Consider the following 19,953-nt stretch of genomic DNA (forward strand, 5'->3'; position numbering starts at 1 on the left):
CTAAGATCCATTGTCAAGAGGGAAACAGCCCAGACCATCAGCTAAGGTCCCCAAGTGTGTGTTAAGTGGGAAAGGATGTGGAGTTGCAAAGACAACCAGGATGTTGGCTTAGAAGCAGCCACCATTTAAAGAGTGCGTAATAGCTCACTGGTCGAGTGACTCTGCGCCGAAAATGTAACGGGGCTAAACACACCACCGAAGCTATGGCTTGCAACTTATGTTGCAGGGGTAGGGGAGCGTTGAATGTACGTTGAAGTCAGACCGTAAGGACTGGTGGAGCGCATTCAAGTGAGAATGCCGGTATGAGTAACGAAAAGACAAGTGAGAATCTTGTCCGCCGTAAGACTAAGGTTTCCTGAGGAAGGCTCGTCCGCTCAGGGTAAGTCGGGACCTAAGGCGAGGCCGAAAGGCGTAGTCGAAGGACAACAGGTTGATATTCCTGTACCACCGTAAGCCGTTACGAGCAATGGGGTGACGCAGAAGGATAGTGACGCGGGCTGATGGATGCCCGTCCAAGCAGTGAGGCTGATGTGTAGGCAAATCCGCACATCGATAAGGCTGGGCTGTGATGGGGAGCGAAAATTGCAGTAGCGAAGGTCATGAGTTCAGGCTGCCAAGAAAAGCCTCTAGCCAGGTGAAGGTGCCCGTACCGCAAACCGACACAGGTAGTCGAGCAGAGTATGCTAAGGCGCTCGGAAGAACTCTCGTTAAGGAACTCGGCAAAATGACCCCGTAACTTCGGGAGAAGGGGTGCCTCGGTAGGGTGAATAGCCCGAGGGGGCCGCAGTGAAAAGGCCCAAGCGACTGTTTAGCAAAAACACAGGTCTGTGCGAAGCCGTAAGGCGAAGTATACGGGCTGACGCCTGCCCGGTGCTGGAAGGTTAAGGGGAGTGGTTAGCCGCAAGGCGAAGCTATGAACCGAAGCCCCAGTAAACGGCGGCCGTAACTATAACGGTCCTAAGGTAGCGAAATTCCTTGTCAGGTAAATTCTGACCCGCACGAATGGCGTAACGACTTGGGCGCTGTCTCAACGAGAGATCCGGTGAAATTTTAATACCTGTGAAGATGCAGGTTACCCGCGACAAGACGGAAAGACCCCATGGAGCTTTACTGCAGCTTGATATTGGACTTTGGTACGATCTGTACAGGATAGGTGGGAGCCTAAGAAGCCGGAGCGCCAGCTTCGGTGGAGGCAACGTTGGGATACCACCCTGATCGTATCGGAGTTCTAACCTGGTACCGTAATCCGGTACAGGGACCGTGTCAGGTGGGCAGTTTGACTGGGGCGGTCGCCTCCTAAAATGTAACGGAGGCGCCCAAAGGTTCCCTCAGAATGGTTGGAAATCATTCGCAGCGTGCAAAGGCATAAGGGAGCTTGACTGCGAGACCTACAAGTCGAGCAGGGACGAAAGTCGGGCTTAGTGATCCGGTGGTACCGAATGGAAGGGCCATCGCTCAACGGATAAAAGCTACCCTGGGGATAACAGGCTTATCTCCCCCAAGAGTCCACATCGACGGGGAGGTTTGGCACCTCGATGTCGGCTCATCGCATCCTGGGGCTGAAGTAGGTCCCAAGGGTTGGGCTGTTCGCCCATTAAAGCGGTACGCGAGCTGGGTTCAGAACGTCGTGAGACAGTTCGGTCCCTATCTGTCGTGGGCGTAGGAAATTTGAGAGGAGCTGTCCTTAGTACGAGAGGACCGGGATGGACGCACCGCTGGTGTACCAGTTGTTCCGCCAGGAGCACCGCTGGGTAGCCAAGTGCGGACGGGATAAGCGCTGAAAGCATCTAAGCGTGAAGCCCCCCTCAAGATGAGATTTCCCAATTCGTAAGACCCCTGGTAGACGACCAGGTTGATAGGTTCGAGGTGGAAGTGCAGCAATGCATGCAGCTGACGAATACTAATCGGTCGAGGGCTTATCCTACTGAACCCTATTAAGGGGTTCACTTCGGAAACTAACGCTAACATCTTCGCTCAGCTAAGTAATGACCTCCGCAAAGGTTCGTATCCAGTTTTCAGGATGCAATACAAAAACAGCCCCTATATTAAATATAGTGGCTGTTTTTGTATGTAGAAATCGCGAAAACGGTTGAGCTGCGCATGTTTTTGTCCGAAAATAAAGGATATTGAAGCGTAAACCTCGAAAAATACAGTTTAGTCTTTTTTTACAATCGCTGAATTCGGAATGAACCCAATACATCGGGAGGATCCTATCATGAAGAGCATTAAAGAATTAAGCGACGGCGACGATTTCGTGGGCTTTTACTTAATTAAAGAAAGCGAGATCAAACAGACCAATACAACACCGCCGAAGGATTTCATGAATTTGACGCTGTCGGACGCAAGCGGTCAAGTGCATGCGAAGCTGTGGGATGCCTCTGAAACGGATAAAGAACATTTCAAGGTGCTGACACTGGTTAAAGTGCAAGGGATTGCACAGCTCTACCGCGATAAATTACAGGTTAAGGTAAACCGCATCCGCAAAACAACAGAAGCGGACGGTGTATCTCTGACTGATTTTGTCCGTGCCGCGCCCATTGAACCGAATGCACTGGTAGAGAAAATCTATCAGGCTAAGGATAGTATTGGTGATGAATCCATTAGAGCCGTCGTCGACTATTGCTTGGCGAAGGTTGGCGGCAAGTTGGTTCACGCTCCGGCGGCAAAATCGCATCATCACGCCTATTATGCCGGACTTGCTTATCATATTGTGAGGATGCTGGAGGTTGGGGCATTTATTTGCGGGCAGCGTCCATTTCTGAATGCGGATTTGGTGAAAGCCGGCATTATCTTACATGATATTGCAAAGCCTGAAGAGATGGTGTCCGAGCTTGGCATCGTGTCGGATTACAGCAATGCGGGCAAGCTGATCGGCCATATATCGCTCTCTTCGCTGTGGATCACGGAAGCTGCGCTTCATCTAGGCATAGCCTCAGATTCGGAATGTATACTTGCGCTGCAGCATCTTGTGTTGTCCCATCATAACTTGGGTGAATGGGGCAGTCCCGTTCAGCCGCAGCTGGCCGAGGCAGTGGCGCTTCATTATATCGACTCCTTGGATGCCAAGCTGCAGATGATCGAGGATGCGCTGGATACGACCGCCAGTCATGAAGATTGGACTGCGCCGGTGAGAGGGCTTGAGAATAAAGCATTTTATCGGACGAAGATATAATAACTTACATAGGGCGGAGCAGGAAGGCGAGCTGCATGCGCCTTTGACAAAGGAGCCTACTATGATTCGATTCGGCATCATTGGAACCAACTGGATTACCGATCAATTTATCGAAGCGGCGCGAGAAGTCGAGGGATTCGCGCTAGCTGCGGTGTATTCACGGACGGAAGAGCGGGCGAAGGAATTTGCCGCTAAGCACGGAATACCATTAACCTTTACGGACCTGGAGGAGATGGCTGCAAGTACGGAAGTGGATGCGGTGTATATTGCTTCGCCGACGTCTTTCCACGAGGTACAAGCGGTTGCCTGTATGAGAGCTGGGAAACATGTCCTGTGCGAGAAGCCAGCCGCCTCCAACTCGCATGAACTGCAGGCGATGATTGATGCGGCTCGCGAGAATGAGGTGGTCTTTTTGGAAGCGATGAAGAGCTCCTTCCTTCCTGGTTTTCAAGCGGTAATGGACGCTTTGCCTTCACTTGGCACGATTCGTCGCTATACAGCGAGTTATTGCCAGTATTCTTCGCGCTACGATGCTTACCGGAGGGGAGAAATTCTGAATGCGTTCAAGCCGGAGTTCTCGAATGGGGCATTAATGGATCTTGGCGTTTACTGCATTTATCCGCTCATTATGCTATTCGGTGCGCCAGAGAGCGTGATGGCGAGCGGCACGCTGCTGTCGACCGGCGTTGATGGACAAGGCAGCATAATTGCAAGGTACAAGGAGATGGAGGCGACCGTCACCTATTCCAAAATCTCAAATTCGTCGGTGCCAGCGGAGATTCAGGGCGAAGAGGGGACGATGACGATCGACAGCATCAACCTCCCGCGCAAAATCAACATCCGTTACCGCGACGGGCGCGTGGAAGAGATAAGTGCGCCAGAGGAAGGTGCGGTGATGAGCTATGAGACGCGCGCTTTCCTCGACCTAATCGCGAATGGGAAGCGAGAGTCGGACTTGAACTCGCACGCGAATTCACTTGCGGTCATGAGCCTGCTCGATGAGGCAAGACGGCAGCAGGGCATCGTGTTTCCGGCGGATATGAAAACGAATAGTGGGTAAAAAGCTGCGGCTGTGCGGGAAGAGGGTTCCGCGCGGCCGCAGTTTTTTGTTTGGATGCACATCGGTTCGGGATCAGACGAGGAACAGTCTATTCTAGATTCCCGGTTATTCATTACGCTTATACCGTGCAGGGGTACTGCCTGCGAATTTCTTGAACATGCGGTAAAAATGCGGCAGGCTCTCGAAGCCGCAGGCGGCTGCAATCTCTGCTACGGTGCCGTCGGTTTCTGTCAGCAATTCTTTGGCGTATATGATCCGCTTGGCAATAATGTACTCCATCACATTAAGCCCGGTCAGCTGCTTAAACATGCGCGAGAAGTAGGAAGGGCTGACAGCGGCTCGCGAAGCGAGCGTAGACAAGCTGATGTCTTGAACCAGATGGCTGTCGATATCGTTCAAGGCGTTCTGCAGCCAGTGTGGTCTGGACTCGCTATGGGTATGCTTTTGGGCGCCGGGATTAATTTTACGGTTCATTCGAAGGAGGATGGTTTGCAGAAGCAATACGATCGCTTGCTTATATCCGGGCTGCTTCGACGCGAACTCCTCCTGAAGCTCATCGAGCAGCTCTTCGAGGCGTGTACGCTCTGCCGGAAGAAGTTCCAACTTGTAGCTCCGGTTAAGCTTGGCGGTTTCGAAGCATTGCAGGAACGAGAAGGCATCCTTCAAGGCAGCCGCAGAGGTCTGGACGAGCTGGCCGTTGAAGAAAAGCGCCGATGAGGTGATAGGTTGATCGGGATCGGGCATTGTTTTGTGAATCGTATTGCCGGGAATGAGGTAGAGATCCCCTTCCTCCATCTCGTAAAAGGCGTGGTTGATGAAGATCGACCCAGCCCCGTTATGGACGTAGATGATTTCGAACCAATCATGGAGATGATCCGGAAGCTCGGCTTGGAGATTCTTCGTATTCCGGAGCACCAGCTCGACGGGCAGGGCGGCATCGGATACGAAATGTTTGCGAAGTGGATCCATGATCCCCCACTCTCCTTCTAGGTGATAGATGCGGATAGTACAAAAAAAGGTATATTTTCAGCGGAATCCGTTATTTAAGTTCTGTATCTTTGTTTCTATAATGAAACTATATCGAACTGTTTTTGGAATGTCCATATCTTGATTAAGGGATTGGTGAGCAGAGTGGATCATGTCATAAGCACAGGCGCGGATGCGCTGTATATGGATGAGCGCGATCATGTCGTGACGGCGCTTCGGGAAATTCGGGCAGGCGAAACGATTCAATACCGGAATGCGGCAGGCATTCAAAGCATTGCTGTGGCGAACGATATTCCGTTCGGTCATAAGGTGGCAGTCACCGAAGTGGAAGCAGGCGCTGACGTTCGTAAATACGGCGAGGTGATTGGGCGTGCGGTGATGCCGATTGCAGCAGGCCAGCATGTGCATATTCATAATATCGAGGGCATTCGCGGACGCGGAGACCTTGGCACGAAGGAGACGAAATAAGTGACGAACCGTATGATTATGGGCTATGAACGGGCGAACGGCGATATCGGTATCCGCAATCATCTGCTGATTATTCCGACAGTGATTTGCTCGAATCAAGTGTGCAGCCGTATTATGCAGAAGGTCCCAGGTGCTGTTGCCATTCCGCATCAGCATGGTTGCAGCCAAATCGGAGCAGATAAAGAGCGTACATTCGAAATGCTGGCAGGTACGGGGAAAAATCCGAATGTCGGCGCAGTACTGATTATCAGCTTGGGCTGCGAGGTCGTGGATCCGATCGCGCTCGCTGAAGATATCCGCCAAACCGGCAAGCCGGTTGAAGTCTTCGATATCCAATCCGCCGGTGGATCCGTGAAAGCGATTTCGTATGGGACGGAGCTTGCGCTTCGTATGATGGCGGATCTCGCGAAGCAGGAGAAAGTACCGGTTCCACTGAATAAGTTGAAGGTTGCGGTAAAATGCGGCGGCTCCGATGCGACGTCAGGTCTGGCATCGAACCCGGCGCTTGGCGCAGCCGCGGATTCGTTGATTGCGGAGGGCGGTTCGATCGTCATCGGCGAAACGACAGAAATTATCGGTGCGGAGCATTTGCTCGCTGAGCGCTGCGTGACATCGGAAATTTCCGATAAGCTGTATTACATCGTTGACCGCTTCGAGAAAGAAGTGGAACGGATGGGCGCCGACATGCGCGGCGGAAACCCGAGCCCCGGCAACATCGCAGGAGGCTTATCCACGATTGAAGAGAAGTCGCTTGGCTGCATTAGCAAATGCGGTAAGGCGCCGATTCAAGGCGTTATCGAGTATGCGGAGCGTATTCCGGAGCACGGACTATATTTCATGGACTCGCCCGGCAACGATATCGAGTGCGTATCGGGCATGGCGGCCGGCGGCGTGCATATCGTATGCTTTACGACGGGACGCGGAACGCCGACCGGTGCCGCGGTTGTTCCTGTTATCAAGATTACCGGTAACAAAATGATGTTCCAGCAGATGGAAGACAACATGGACGTGGACGTCAGCGACATGCTGGACGGAACGGTAAGTCTTGAGCAAGCGGGAGAGCGCATCTGGCAGGAGATTGTTGAAGTCGCGGAAGGCAAAGAGACGAAAGCGGAAGTGCTGGGGCACCAGGAATTCAGCATTAACCGAATTGGACCAAGCTTGTAAAATAAGCCGGAGGTGCAAGGCTGCGTGAGCTCAGTAATAGCAGATTGGCTTGATTTGGAGTATCGGCCGGCTTTGCCGCAGAACAAGGAAATGGGCATCGGCATTATTGGCGCGGGCGAGATCGTGGAAGCTTGCCATCTGCCTGCCTATGAAATGGGCGGCCTGCGGGTGGTTGGCATATTTGATTTGAATCGTGAGCGCGCCGAGCGGCTGGCCGCGAAATTCGGCATAGCGAAGGTATACCGGGATATGGATGAGCTGCTGCTCGATCCCGAGGTTCAGTTCGTGGATCTGGCCGTACCGGCTAAGGTGCAGCCTGATCTTGCAGAGCGGGCTGCGTCGGCAGGCAAGCATATTCTGTGTCAGAAGCCGCTGGCGGAATCGTATCCTGAAGCTGCACGCATCGCGCAAGCATGCTTGAAGCACGGCGTTGTTGGGGCTGTTAACCAGCAAATGCGCTGGTCCCCGAGTATACGGGCGAGTCATACGATCATTCAGCGCGGCTGGCTTGGAGAGCTGCTGCAAGCGACGATTCAGGTGAACGTAAAGCAAGAGTTTGCAAACTGGGGCTGGCTGCGTGAGATGCCGACGCTCGAATTCATGTATCATAGTATTCATTATATTGATGCGATTCGGTTTCTCTTCGGAACGCCGGAATATGTGTATGCTGACGGTTCGCGCTTCCCGGGTCAACGCACGATTGGCGAGACGCGTACGCTGCTTCACATGAAATTCCCGGGCGAAGCCCGCGGCTTGATTCACGATAACCACAACAATATAGCAGGCGAGGACGATTGGTTCGCGACGTACCGGTTCGAAGGCACACAGGGAACGATCAAGGGCACGAACGGCTCGCTGTATAATTATCCTGTGGGCCGCGAGGATACGCTGAGCTTTCATTCGAAAGCGATTCATGAAGACTACTGGTTCAATCCACGGCTGCATGGCAAATGGTTTCCGCATGCATTCATGGGCACGATGGGCGAGCTGATGCGGGCCGTCGAGGAGAAGCGCCAGCCGGAGAACAGCGTCGAAGATAATTTGAAAACGATGCAAATGGTGTTCGGCGCGTACAAGTCGATGGAAGAGAACCGGCCCGTCCCATTGGCTGAAATTGCGGCGTTGTAGGTGCATCCGACGGATTCGCATGAGTGACTGCCGAGTTGAAGGGTAGACGGACAAGAGGGGCGAAGGCTCCTCTTTTTTGCGTTTATTCCTGCTTATTGTTCATTTGTGAGGCGGACAATTAACGGTAGACTAGTCGTTTACGCAGCAAGAGCTGGATAAAGTTGTTTTGGAAGGAACCGGAACGGGTATGTTAATGGGAGCGAGACGGCCTAGAGCTGCAACCTTTTCAGAAAAAATGGCGTTAAAAGGAAAGAACGCGATTATACAGAATCCATGGAGATGATAGAAATGAAACACATTCAACAGATGGCCTGCTCGGTTGTCCTTGCAAGCGTGCTGCTGTTATCAGCTTGCTCGTCGGACAGCGGCAACTCGGCTCAGACGCCGGAGAGCGGTACGAACACAAATGCGAATACGCCGCAAAATGATACAACAGTTCCGAGTGATTCGAATACGGGAAACAACCAAGCGAGTAATGGCAGCACGTCAGGGAATAACACGGCCAGCAACGGAACTTCGGGCAATGTCGGAGACAATTCAACAGGCAACGATAATGGAAATTCTGCCCCAGCGGAGAATCCGGACGACTCGCAAGCTGTGCAGGATATTAAGGCTATGTTAGCGTTAGCCAAGACAGGTAAAGTGAAGGGCATTAGCTTCGCGGCACATGATTCGCTCATTGACGATGTTGAGAAGGCTTGGGGCAAAGCGGATCGTACGGATTCAGCAGGCAAAGGCATCTATGCCACCTATAGTAAGAAGCACGCCGTGATCGGGTACAACAAAGGCAGTCGAATTTTCGATGTGCGGTCCGATGCTCCTGAGCTTCATGGGCTGACGCTTGACGATATCGTGTCTGCACTGGGTAAAGCCGCAAGCATCACGAAGAACGGATCGGATACCATCTACACCTACAAGGCGGGCAGTGACTTTCAGTTAAGATTCGTCATTCCGAAGTCGACGGGCAAGGTAGATCATATCAGCGTCTACTCTCCGGCAGATACGATTAATAATATGGCGGGGTAGCAGTCAGTCATCGGCGCGGTATTAGGCAAGCAGAGGCGGGCGTTTACAAACGTCCTGCCTGATGGTAAGCTGAGCCTATAGATTCATCCGAAAGCATCGGAGATTTCTTGTCCAACTGGACGAGGGGTCTCCTTTTTTGCGTGTTGTGGGTGATATTTCCAGCTAATAGACAACCTGCTATACTAAATGGGAGGAATGCTTGTGCGAATTACGCTTGCGCAGCGTGATGAGAGGTTTCTATCCGTAGGGCTGTTTCAATTCGATAGCAGCGCGCTCGAGAAAATCCGCTCGATCTCCGGGAGAACCTATGTGCCGGAGGAGCGGTTGTGGCTGATTCCTTATACTTTAAGCGCAATAGAGCAATTCATGGGGTCGTTCAAGTCTCACGAGATTTCGATCGATGCGAAATTGATGGAAGCTTGTCCGTTCTTCAAAGAAGTCGGCACTAAGGCAGAAGCGACACGCGAGAAGGATGATGTATTATCACAATCGGGGTCAGGCTGGGATGCGGGCTTGGAGCATCGGCTTCGGCAAGCGCTGGCACTTAGAGGCTACAGTCTCAAAACCATTAAAGCGTATTGCAGTCAGGTTGAATGCTTTTACCGGTTTCTTGCAGCCCATCAGTTAGCAGCGAGCGATGCTACAGTTCAACGGTATTCGCTGCAGCTGCTTGATCGCGGCTGCTCCCATTCGCACGTCAACCAAGCGTTAAGCGCGATAAAGTTTTATCATGGCCGCGTTCTCGAGGATTCCATGACGACGGCAGCCTATATTCGTCCCAAAAAAGAACATAAGCTGCCGAATGTCTTGTCCCTCTCCGAGGTGAAGCGTATCCTTTCATCGTTCGCCAATCTGAAGCACCGTTCCATTATGTATATCACTTATTCATCCGGGCTGCGTGTCAGCGAAGTTGTTCGACTTCGAATGAGCGATTTTGACCGGGAGCGGAAAACGCTGCACGTTCGCCAAGGTAAGGGCAGAAGAGACAGGCAGACGCTATTGTCCGATGCGGCGTTCGCCGTCATTCAGCAGTATGTTGAACGGGAGCAGCCGGTGGGCTGGTTGTTCCCTGGCATCGACATTCGCTACACATCCAGGAACTGCTCGGACACCAGAATCTGCGGACCACAGAGCGCTATACGCATGTCAGCGTGCGAGATGTACGGCGAATAAAGAGTCCGTTGGATCAGAATAATGGGGAGTGATCGGGGGGTCTATGAGGAGGCGAACGTTCGTCAATTCCCTTTAATCTGGCGATTATTCGAAATACGTAAATCCTCGGTTTGGTAGGAGTTATGTGAAGTGCGTAAATAGAACGTTAGGTGAAATAATGTCTAAATGAAATTCTTCACCCCCGCACTTGTGAATCTCTCTTGGAGATTCACAAAATGCGGGTCTATCCAACTTGGAATAAGGGAATTTGAATGTTTTCTTTTTACTGGGAGGAAAAGCAAACACGATCGAAGAATTTCCTAATAAATGGTAACAAAAACCAATCTCTCAAAAGACAAGGGATCGTTCTTTTAGTAGGGGTTAGGTGAAGAGGAAGCGCGCTTCTTAAGCGCATAACTCCTACTAAAAGAATAACGAAGGAAACGAAAGCTTGTCAAAGGCGAAAAGAGATTGGATTTTGTTGAAAAGCGTAGAAAAGGATGGAAATTCTTCGATATTCGGAATAGAACATATGTTTGCTTTTTATTTTGAAAGGGAAGAAAACATTCAAATGGGATAATAAGAAGTTGGATAGGAAGAATTTCATTTTCGAAGGAATCGAAAAGAAGAAAAAGCCAGTGGGGGTAACGCTTCGACCGCCATTACATCACCTAACATCATATTACCGCTGCGGGGCATACGCCCTTGGTCTGCCCGAAGTTATTTCTACGAAGTAAATCAGGCAGACACATTGATCCCCCTAAGATAAGAGCTATCTAAGGGGGATCAACGTCGGTAATACAGGAACGTTAGACGAAAGCATTGATAAAATCTAAAGGAAGTGCTGAATGAGTTGGTTTCTTTTTTCGTTATTTATTGCAATTTACATAGTCTTAGTCATTTTGAATTTTACTTGGTATTTGTCGAAGAATAAAAATAAGATTTTTTACTACACATTATCTCCTGTTAATTGGTTAGTTCAGTTTATTGTTTTAATGGTAGGTTTAGGGTTTAGGTCGAATTACATAGAGAACAACGAGTTGGTATTTAAAATAGTCTTTTTTCTTATTGTGTTTATACTTTCGATTCAAATAATGTTTTTTGTAGTTGTACTTGTTATAGAACTGACGAAATTCATTCAAGATGATTCTGATTTTAATAGGCTCATACCAAAATACCAGGGAATATCTCTAATTACTCTATTAGTATCCTTTTTAATAATGCCTTGTTTAATATTTGGGATGTTTTACGACCTATGGTTGGAATACGCTCACATAACCGATAAAGTAGTCATTGAACTGAGGATGTATGATTTTATTTATTTTGCCTTTGGTATAAATTACTCCCTCCCGTTGAGCGGTGCACTTGAAGATTTTCAAAAAGTTGTGAATTTCGATTACTATTTAAGGTCATTGCAGTTTGTACACGTGATTTCCTCGAAGATTTTAGAATTGATTGTTATAGGCTTTATTATTTCTAAAGTAACTAAGCTTTTTGAGAAAGATAAAGGGGAATTTACTTTTTCCAATGAAATAAAGAAATTAGATATTCAAAGGAATCAAAAGAAGATAACAAATGAACAGTATGAGAAGATAGTTCAATATTATATTGATCGATATTGTTAAAAAGTTTGGATGTGTTTCAAGAGGTCAATGCCTTCGTCTAACACAGCATTCATGCATCGGGCCTGATGGCCCTCGGTCCGAGGATGTATTTCGAGGAAGCAGGAGCAGCGGACAACCCCTACGGGGTTCGTGAATGCAAGAACGTTAGTCGAAATTACTGAAGGGCTATTAAACCAAAAAAATTTACAAAACTTTATCTATTGGAATAGGGCAATAAACTTGAATAGAATTTTCAGATACTTAATGATCTATGTGTTAGCTATATTCCCGACTTTTATAATGATGAATTTATTAATTGAAAAATATCCAAAAACAGGTTTAGGGAGGATCGTAGCTATTCCCTTTATTTTATTAGTTAATACATTGTTAATAATGGGAGGGATCTTAATTCAAGAGAAAACAAGACCCTTTCTATATATTTTTACATGGATTCTAATAATATTTTTAACGAAATAATAACAGTTGAAGTCTATCCTCAGGAATATGGCCCGCCAGTTATTGAGCGAATTCTTAATGAGTGGATTAAGAACAAATAAATTGAACAAGATCAAATATTTTTGAAAGCTATTCATGAGGGTCAGTAACATCGCCTAACATCGTATTCACGCTACGGGCTTACGCCCATGGTCCGGACCGATGCAGAAGTGCCGAGGGTAGATTCAGCCGGACAACTCCTGCGAGGCTAAGTCTGACGACCCGTTCCCTACGTTCAATTAAGCCTCTCGGGTTCGTGAATACACGAACGTTAGGCGAAACTGGCTTAATTCCGAAAAAACATTAACAAAGCTTGTATAGAAATCAAGCAATATCAAAGAGGAGGCATCATAATTTGAATGAGATTATTGCAGAATTTTTAAATGATGAAGTTGGTTGTCAAGACTTCTACGATTCTATTTATAATTTTATTGCCGACCAAAACATCAGAGCTGGTGAGTATGAAGGGAATATATTTGTAATAAAAAAAATGGACAGACTTAATTTTATTATCTTTAAGGAATATGTTTTTAGAGATAGTGGATTGAGAACAATACATAACTCTATAAGTTTATTCAGAAAGGATCTATTAAAAGCAGTGAATGAACATGCTGCTACTCAGGGATTTACGGTAAAGGGATACGGCGAAGAAAGTAATGATGTGATTACTTCATGGTAAGAAATAAAAGACGATTAAAGATTTTTAGTAATTCATAGAAGAGCCAGCATCGCCTAACACCATATTCACGCTTCGGGGCATTCGCCCCTCGGTCCGGCCGGGGTCTGATGAGGATTCGGGGATGCCATTGGCAGTTGCAGCGAAGCGTAATCAGCCGGACACATCCTTCCCCCTAAGATAAGAGCTATCTAAGGGGGAAGGACGTCGTGAATACACCAACGTTAGCCGAAAGAAGTTCTTACATGTTTAGGAGGAGTCTATATGATATTAGAAAAAGTTATAAATAGAATTGTAATACAAAGTGAATATAAGGATTTTGTTGATAAGTATATAGATAATATACTTACCGAATTTAAAGGTAAAATTCATAGCATTTATATGTGTGGCTCGATTCCAAAAGGAACTGCTAAACCTTTTAAGTCAGATGCAGACTTTACTATTGTATGTGTAAATCCCAAAGATATTGATTACGAAAGATTGTCAAATATTAAAGACAGGCTTTTGGAAGAATATCCAGTGGTAACTAAGATTGATACGATAATTTGCTCGATTGACGATGTATTAAGTAAACCGAATGAGTGGGGTTTTTGGATTAAGATAATTTGTGTTTGCATATATGGTCATGACGTTGGTGAAAAAGTGCCACCGATAATTACTTCTCCAGAGTTCATTTTAGACTTAAATACAGAGACCAAGGATGAAGTAGATCGTATACATAGTTTACTTTCTAATGCTAGTGATAACACAATGAAAACTAGATATATTAAAGGTTATTCTAAGAGATTAATTCGTGCATTATACTCTTTGGTTTTAGAAGATACAGGAGTATGGCAAGATGACATTATTAAGATGAAGAATGCCATATTAGACTATTGCGAGATTGACTCCGCTTTAGTTGATTATCTGTATGCTTGTTACTTGGATAGTCATGTACTTGTTGAAGAGTTTCTGGGAATTGCAGATGAAGTATATAGCTATTTTGAGAACGCCTTAAATACAATGGCTGCTTCCAGAACTTCCTTCGGCTAACACCATATTGACGCTCGGGGTCACTCTGAGAAGCGAGTGACCACATCCAGCCCCCTAAGCCCGTCGGGACGTCACTGCATTAGGTGTTCGGCAAGCCTCACAACTATAAGCAGCGGCTCTAAGGGGCCAGGACGTTGTCAATACAAAACGTTAGCCGAAACTTCCTAGGTCAAGAACGTATGGTTAAACTCTCTTAAACCAGAAGCATCTAAGATCAATTTCGGAAAAGGGCATATGAAGGGCATATGAAGGCAAGATCGGTTAAGGGCGTATGTCGATCAAGATCGGATAAGTGCATATGAAGGTCAAGTTCGGATAAGGGCATATAAAGGTCAAGTTCGGATAAGAGCATATGAAGATCAAGATAAGATAGGGGCATATGAAGGTCAAGATCGGATAAGAGCTTAAGAGAATCAAGAACATACTTGGTGGGTAGCTCAGAGAAGAGGAAGCATCGGCTAACACCGCATTCACGCTTCGGGCATACGCCCTCGGTCCGGACCGAAGTTGCAAAGCCTGGAAGTGGATTCAGCCGGACACACCCGACATTCGTCGGGCGTCGAGAATTCAACAACGTTAGCAGAAATTCCCTAAGCTTTAAAACAGGAGGGGCGCAATTGAAATCAATTAAAGATATTTCAATGACCGAGAATGCAATGATCGTTTCTTCAAATGACATATATGGCGAATTCTATACACATGCTGAAAGGCTGGTTCAATTTTCGTTTCATTTTTTAAAAACAGTTAAGCCCAATGCTCAAGTATTTGTTATCTTTTTATCCCAAGTGAACAAATCTTTAAGCTTATCACTCTTATCATCTCTTCGAAGACATGATGTACAAGCCCAGCTGATGCTGAGACATGTTCTTGAATCCGCAGTGCTTGCTACCTACTCCTTATATGAAACAGATATAAATCAGTTCGCTTACATTGATAACAATGATTATGCTCATGAAAGACCAGAAGTAAAGGTTAAAGCACATAACTGGCTAGAAGAAAATTATAGTATCTTCAATGACAAGATAAAATTCATGAAAACCAAAGTCATAAATAAGAATACTGCACACGCTAATATTATAACTGCATTCAACAACTATGACTTCAGCAACGAAGAAAAATTCGTAACGACGTTATTTGACCCCGATGATCCATTAATAATAAAACAGAGACTTTGGTGGATTGCAAATATCTCCTTTGGACTTTTAGATATGTTCTTTAGAATCTCAAAGAATATTCCTATTATTAATGTTAATGATGATTTTGAGAAAACTATGTTTGAATTCGGAAGAGAAAATAAGAGACTAGAAGAAATATTAAGATCAGATGAAAGATTAGCAAGACATTTTGAGTAATTCAAGAAGAGGGAACATCTGCTAACACCGTATTCACGCTGCGGGCTTATGCCCTTGGTCCGGACCGAAGTTAAGAAGCCTGGTAGCAGATTCAGCCGGACAACCCTGCGAGCCTAAGTCTAACGACCCGTTCCCTTCGGTCACTTAAGGCTCTCGGGTTCGTGAATACAAGAACGTTATACGCAATTACTGCAATTCAAAGGGAGCTAGATTAGAAGATGACTAAAGTGAAATATTATATCCCTTATGCGATATGGATAATTATTGTCTTAATACTAGTAGAGAATTCAATGTTAGATAAGAAATTTAGTTTAATTTCTTTTATTATTTATAGTTTTATTATTTCTTTTTCTTTGGAGGTTATTAGAAACAGATTATTAAATAATGCCTATTCTATAAAGAAAACTAGATCAATTTTGTATTTTACTCTGAATTTTTTAATAGGAATGCCCCTATTCACCATAATTTATTTAGTCATGTTTCCAATAGAGTCAGTCACCCTAAACAATGAGACAGACTTTGATAGGTGGCAGCAATACTTAGCTTTAGGGTATTTTATGGTTTGGTTTTTAATAAATTCAGTTATTTTAAAGCCATCGAGGCTAAGAAATATTTTATTATTTATTATAAGTCCGCTAATTCTTGTGGTGTCTACGTTAATTCTCACTATTTTTCTTTCTACATTTATTTCGTACTACTTTTAAGTTGATCGAAGAAGGCAGTAACTGCGTATAACACCATATTCACGCATCGGGCCATTCGGCCCTTGGTCCGGACAGAAGTTAGAAGTGGATTCGGGGATGCCTTTGGCAGTAGCGAGGAAGCATTTTCAGCCGTACACATCCATTCCCCTAAGATAGGAGCTATCTATGGGGAATGGACGTCGTGAATACAAGAACGTTAGGCGAAATATTGTGATAAGAAATTTATGAAGAAAAGGAATTAGACCCATGGATCCAATCAGCAATGAAATCTCGTCTAAATTAATTACTAAGACACGAGAAGAATTTAAAAATATCAGTAAACATAAAAGAGTTAAAGTGCCAATTATTGATTTTGAGATCCTGGTATTTATAAATCAGCACGAGCTGGATGATGTCTTTGTTCTTGAAGATTATTTCAAATCACTGAATCATGAAGGCAAGTATCCAATGTTTACTTGTTCATGTGGTATCTTTGGATGCGGTGGCTTTTATGTTCATGTAACACACTCTAAAGACTATATTACTTGGAGAACCGACCACTCACCTTTTAAGGACATTGAGATAAGATCGGCAAACCTTTTTAAATTTACATGGAAAGAAATGATTAGATTTTCAGAAGAATTAATTAATCAGTTAAATGAAATAAATGAAATTTATATCTCAAAGGGTCTAAAGAACCCTTTTGATTTAAAAGATTTTTGCAAAGAAATCAAATTAATGAAGAAAGAAAAGCATTTTTAGTAAGTGATTCTATGTAGTCACAATACTTCGCCTAACATCATATTCACGCTTCGGGCCATCCGGCCCTCGGTCCGGCAGAGGATTTTCGGAGAAGCGAGAGCAGCCGGACACATCTGCAAGACTAATCTCGCTTTGCGAAACGGTGTGATGGATGGCTTCGCCGATCCACAAGTCCCTTTAGTCTTTCGACGTCTGAATACAGCAACGTTATACGACATGTCTGTTTAATCAAGGAGAAGAATTAATGAATAGATCAAACAAAAAACTAAATCAATTTCTTGATGGAATGGGGAAGTATAAGTTCCATGAACACACTGAACTAATAAATATTGTTTGGCCTACTTTTATTGAAGTAGAAGGTTGCATTTTGCTTCAGAATGATTTGAAACCAGATAGAACTATAAATATTGAGTTTGTTTTAAAGCAATTTGGGGATCGATCAGGATTCGAAGCTTCGGAAAGCCATGTACATATGATTGATGTATCTAGCTTTTTTATTAAGCAGCCCTTGGAAGGCTTAAGATTTGCAATGAAATTAGTGGATATGTGGGTAGTAAAGCTTAAACTAGATTTTCCTGATTATAGTTTTTTGATTATTCTAAGTTTTGATGGTGGAGACAGTATTATTCGGTTTCATCGTATTAGAGAAGATGAAGAACCTTGGATTAATATTGAAAGAATAGATGAGTACAAGGATGAAGGAATATCAATTCGGATAGTTTAGTCGAAGATGTCAGACACGTCGTATAACACCATATTCACGCATCGGGCCATCCGGCCCTCGGTCCGGCAGAGGGATTTCAGGGGAGCTGGAGGAGCCGGACAACCCTGCACTGGCTAAGTCTGACGACCCGGGCTGGTGCCCTTAAGCCAGTGAGGGTTCGTGAATTATGATGACGAGGCCAGCTCCTAATTGTACAACGTAGGTTATAGAGGTGTTTATGGACAAACTACTCTACAGAGCTACAACAAAAAGGAGCTGGTTAATATGAATAATGCCACAAAATATATCGGGATGGATGTCTCGAAGGAAACCATCGCTGTTGCAATCGCTGAATCCGGAAGAGAAGAACCGCGGTTCTGGGGAACCATTCCGCACAAACCAGAGGCTGTGAGGAAGTTGTTGAAGCAGCTAGGGGAGAAAGAACAATTGGAAGTCTGCTATGAAGCTGGACCAACGGGTTATGAATTGTATCGATGGCTAACGAGCATGGGGGTCAGCTGTATCGTGGTGGCACCGTCGCTCATACCTAAACGCGCAGGAGACCGTGTAAAAACAGACCGCAGAGATGCATTGCGACTGGCTCAATTGTTTAGAGCTGGTGAACTTACAAGTGTCTATGTGCCGGATCGGGATACGGAGGCACTGCGGGATTTAGTACGAGCTAGGGAAGATGCAAAAGAAGATCTACACCGTGCAAGACAACGCATGGTGAAATTCTTGTTGCGCCATCAAATCCATCAACCCGTGCATTTGAAAAAACGATGGACGAAGAGTTACAAGAAGTGGCTAGGCGCATTGAAATTCGAGCGCACAGCGGAGCATTATGTATTCCAGGACTACCTCCATGTGGTCTTAGAGAGTGAACACCGGTTAGAGCGGTTGGAAAACGAAATTGAACGGGAGAGTACAACGGCGCCGCAAGCGGAGGTGATTCAAGCAGTGCAGGCACTTCGGGGTGTGGGACTCGTAACAGCAGTAACCCTAGTAGCAGAAATCGGGAGTTTCGCAAGGTTTCGAAATCCACAGCAGCTAATGGCGTATGCGGGTATCGTGCCACAAGAACGATCGAGTGGGGATTCAAGCTGGCGAGGACGAATCACGAAGTCTGGAAATGCGCATATACGGCGGGTGGTAACCGAAGCGGCATGGCAGTACCGCCACCGGCCGGCAATGACGGAGAGAATGCAGGTAAAAAACCAAAAGCAAGAGCCAGCCGTACAAGCGATAGCATGGAAAGCCCAGCATCGGTTGCATGGGCGGTATTTTCGACTTATTGTGCAACGAGGCAAGCAAAAATGTGTAGCAGCAACAGCAATAGCCAGAGAATTGTTAGGGTTTATCTGGGCGATTGCCCGGGAAGTGGAACAGACCCGAGCCGTTGGTTAAAAGCAAACGTGATGTAAACCAAGGAAGAAAAGGAAAAAGCTGAATTCCTGGGCCCGAAGGCAACGCGAGAGAGGGAATGGATTCGCGTCTTGTATTTGCATTAGCCCTAAGGGTAAACATGCGTCGTGAGTTAGCGAACAGATTCTCAGACGGTCGGATAAAATGTGGTAACCAACCCACGGATATCAGTGTGCCAACTGTCGAGTTGACTGTTGCCTTCGCGCCGAGGAATTCAGTGAAAATAAAGGGGGGCTAGACAAGCCTCGTCATATCAATACAAGAACGTTATCTGCAAGATCTGCCCCGAAAGAATTTATAAAAGTGACACATCAACAACGTCCTGTTGCTCGCAGCCAAATATGAAGCTATAAAACCGTAAGGGCTATAAGATAGTAAGGGCTATAAGGTCGTAAAGAACTTTTAAAACATAATCCTATCAAATTGGAGGAAGAATTTTGGGATATATTCAGGATCTCAGAAAATTAGTAGGAACAAGGCCAATAATAATGGCAGGAGCTTGTGTATTATTATTTGATAATCAAAATCGATTACTCTTACAAAGAAGAACTGATAATGGTTTGTGGGGTTCCCCTGGTGGTGCATTAGAGCCTGGTGAAAAAATGGAAGAAGTAGCTATGAGAGGACTATATGAAGAAACAGGCTTGATTGCAGAGCGACTACATTTATTTGATGTATTTTCCGGTAACGAATTATATTATAGGTACCCACATGGTGATGAAGTATTTAATTTAGTAACAGTCTATATTTGCAAAGAATATAAAGGAACATTAAGATCAGACGGAATTGAAACAAAGGAAGTGAAGTTTTTTGATCTCTGGAATATTCCGAAAGATCTTAGTCCACCTGAAATTCCAGTAATAAACAAATTATTGAAAGAAAAAATGGGATCATTAAATCAGAAGTAACTCGAGGAAGGCCCCGACAGCATATAACACCATATTCACGCATCGAGGCATTCGCCCTCGGTCCGGTCCGAGGATATTCGAGGAAGCGGAAGCAGCCGGACAACCACTGCGGGCCTAAGTCTGACGACCCGTTCCCTAACGGTCATTTAAGGC

At 45.8% G+C, this 19,953-nt stretch carries 15 protein-coding genes and 1 rRNA gene (1 of these 16 only partly in view); 15 read left to right on the plus strand and 1 reads right to left on the minus strand.

Features of this window, described 5'->3' with window-relative positions; translation table 11 throughout:
* From KXU80_RS26515 to KXU80_RS26525, 3 genes are all read left to right on the plus strand, one after another.
* Positions 1–1,924 (plus strand): 23S ribosomal RNA (locus KXU80_RS26515) (it extends 1,004 nt beyond the left edge of the window).
* A 291-nt stretch (positions 1,925–2,215) separates the two neighbouring features.
* Positions 2,216–3,172 carry a 3'-5' exoribonuclease YhaM family protein gene (locus KXU80_RS26520; RefSeq protein WP_219836072.1) on the plus strand — a complete coding sequence of 319 codons (957 nt, stop codon included), beginning with the start codon at positions 2,216–2,218 and terminating at the stop codon, positions 3,170–3,172.
* A gap of 61 nt (positions 3,173–3,233) precedes the next feature.
* Positions 3,234–4,232, plus strand: a complete 999-nt coding sequence (locus KXU80_RS26525) for a Gfo/Idh/MocA family protein (protein WP_219836073.1) — start codon at positions 3,234–3,236, stop codon at positions 4,230–4,232.
* Between the two features lie 105 nt (positions 4,233–4,337).
* Here the strand turns inward: KXU80_RS26525 and KXU80_RS26530 are convergent, their stop codons facing one another.
* On the minus strand, positions 4,338–5,201 hold the full coding sequence (locus KXU80_RS26530; protein WP_219836074.1) for an AraC family transcriptional regulator: 864 nt from the start codon (positions 5,199–5,201) through the stop codon (positions 4,338–4,340).
* 138 nt (positions 5,202–5,339) lie between these two features.
* On the opposite strand from KXU80_RS26530, the gene KXU80_RS26535 reads away from it, so the two are divergent.
* The 12 genes from KXU80_RS26535 to KXU80_RS26590 all read left to right on the plus strand — a co-directional run bounded on the left by KXU80_RS26535 (position 5,340) and on the right by KXU80_RS26590 (position 19,800).
* The gene (locus KXU80_RS26535) at positions 5,340–5,687 is read left to right on the plus strand and encodes a UxaA family hydrolase (RefSeq protein WP_308858132.1); all 348 of its coding nucleotides are present in this window, start codon (positions 5,340–5,342) and stop codon (positions 5,685–5,687) included.
* A 12-nt stretch (positions 5,688–5,699) separates the two neighbouring features.
* Complete coding sequence (locus KXU80_RS26540; RefSeq protein ID WP_219839263.1) at positions 5,700–6,854, plus strand: UxaA family hydrolase; 1,155 nt, start codon at positions 5,700–5,702, stop codon at positions 6,852–6,854.
* A gap of 24 nt (positions 6,855–6,878) precedes the next feature.
* Entirely contained in the window at positions 6,879–7,982 is a 1,104-nt protein-coding gene (locus KXU80_RS26545) for a Gfo/Idh/MocA family protein (RefSeq protein ID WP_258171163.1), read from the plus strand.
* Positions 7,983–8,270: 288 nt separating this feature from the next.
* Positions 8,271–9,008, plus strand: a complete 738-nt coding sequence (locus KXU80_RS26550; protein WP_258171164.1) for a YjgB family protein — start codon at positions 8,271–8,273, stop codon at positions 9,006–9,008.
* Positions 9,009–9,209: 201 nt separating this feature from the next.
* Positions 9,210–10,181 (plus strand): tyrosine-type recombinase/integrase, encoded by a 972-nt coding sequence (locus tag KXU80_RS26555; protein WP_258171165.1) that lies wholly within the window; start codon positions 9,210–9,212, stop codon positions 10,179–10,181.
* A 2,433-nt stretch (positions 10,182–12,614) separates the two neighbouring features.
* Positions 12,615–12,938, plus strand: coding sequence for a hypothetical protein (locus tag KXU80_RS26560; protein WP_219836075.1), 324 nt, complete (start codon positions 12,615–12,617; stop codon positions 12,936–12,938).
* 261 nt (positions 12,939–13,199) lie between these two features.
* The gene (locus tag KXU80_RS26565; protein ID WP_219836076.1) at positions 13,200–13,967 is read left to right on the plus strand and encodes a nucleotidyltransferase domain-containing protein; all 768 of its coding nucleotides are present in this window, start codon (positions 13,200–13,202) and stop codon (positions 13,965–13,967) included.
* A gap of 617 nt (positions 13,968–14,584) precedes the next feature.
* Positions 14,585–15,319, plus strand: coding sequence for a hypothetical protein (locus tag KXU80_RS26570; protein WP_219836077.1), 735 nt, complete (start codon positions 14,585–14,587; stop codon positions 15,317–15,319).
* Positions 15,320–16,269: 950 nt separating this feature from the next.
* Complete coding sequence (locus KXU80_RS26575; protein WP_219836078.1) at positions 16,270–16,764, plus strand: hypothetical protein; 495 nt, start codon at positions 16,270–16,272, stop codon at positions 16,762–16,764.
* A gap of 244 nt (positions 16,765–17,008) precedes the next feature.
* Positions 17,009–17,488 carry a hypothetical protein gene (locus KXU80_RS26580; protein ID WP_219836079.1) on the plus strand — a complete coding sequence of 160 codons (480 nt, stop codon included), beginning with the start codon at positions 17,009–17,011 and terminating at the stop codon, positions 17,486–17,488.
* 264 nt (positions 17,489–17,752) lie between these two features.
* Complete coding sequence (locus tag KXU80_RS26585; protein WP_219836080.1) at positions 17,753–18,874, plus strand: IS110 family RNA-guided transposase; 1,122 nt, start codon at positions 17,753–17,755, stop codon at positions 18,872–18,874.
* A gap of 455 nt (positions 18,875–19,329) precedes the next feature.
* Entirely contained in the window at positions 19,330–19,800 is a 471-nt protein-coding gene (locus KXU80_RS26590) for an NUDIX hydrolase (RefSeq protein WP_219836081.1), read from the plus strand.
* Positions 19,801–19,953 lie beyond the last annotated feature (153 nt).

It is taken from the genome of Paenibacillus sp. R14(2021) (assembly GCF_019431355.1).
In the GTDB taxonomy this organism is placed as follows: Bacteria; Bacillota; Bacilli; order Paenibacillales; family Paenibacillaceae; genus Paenibacillus_Z.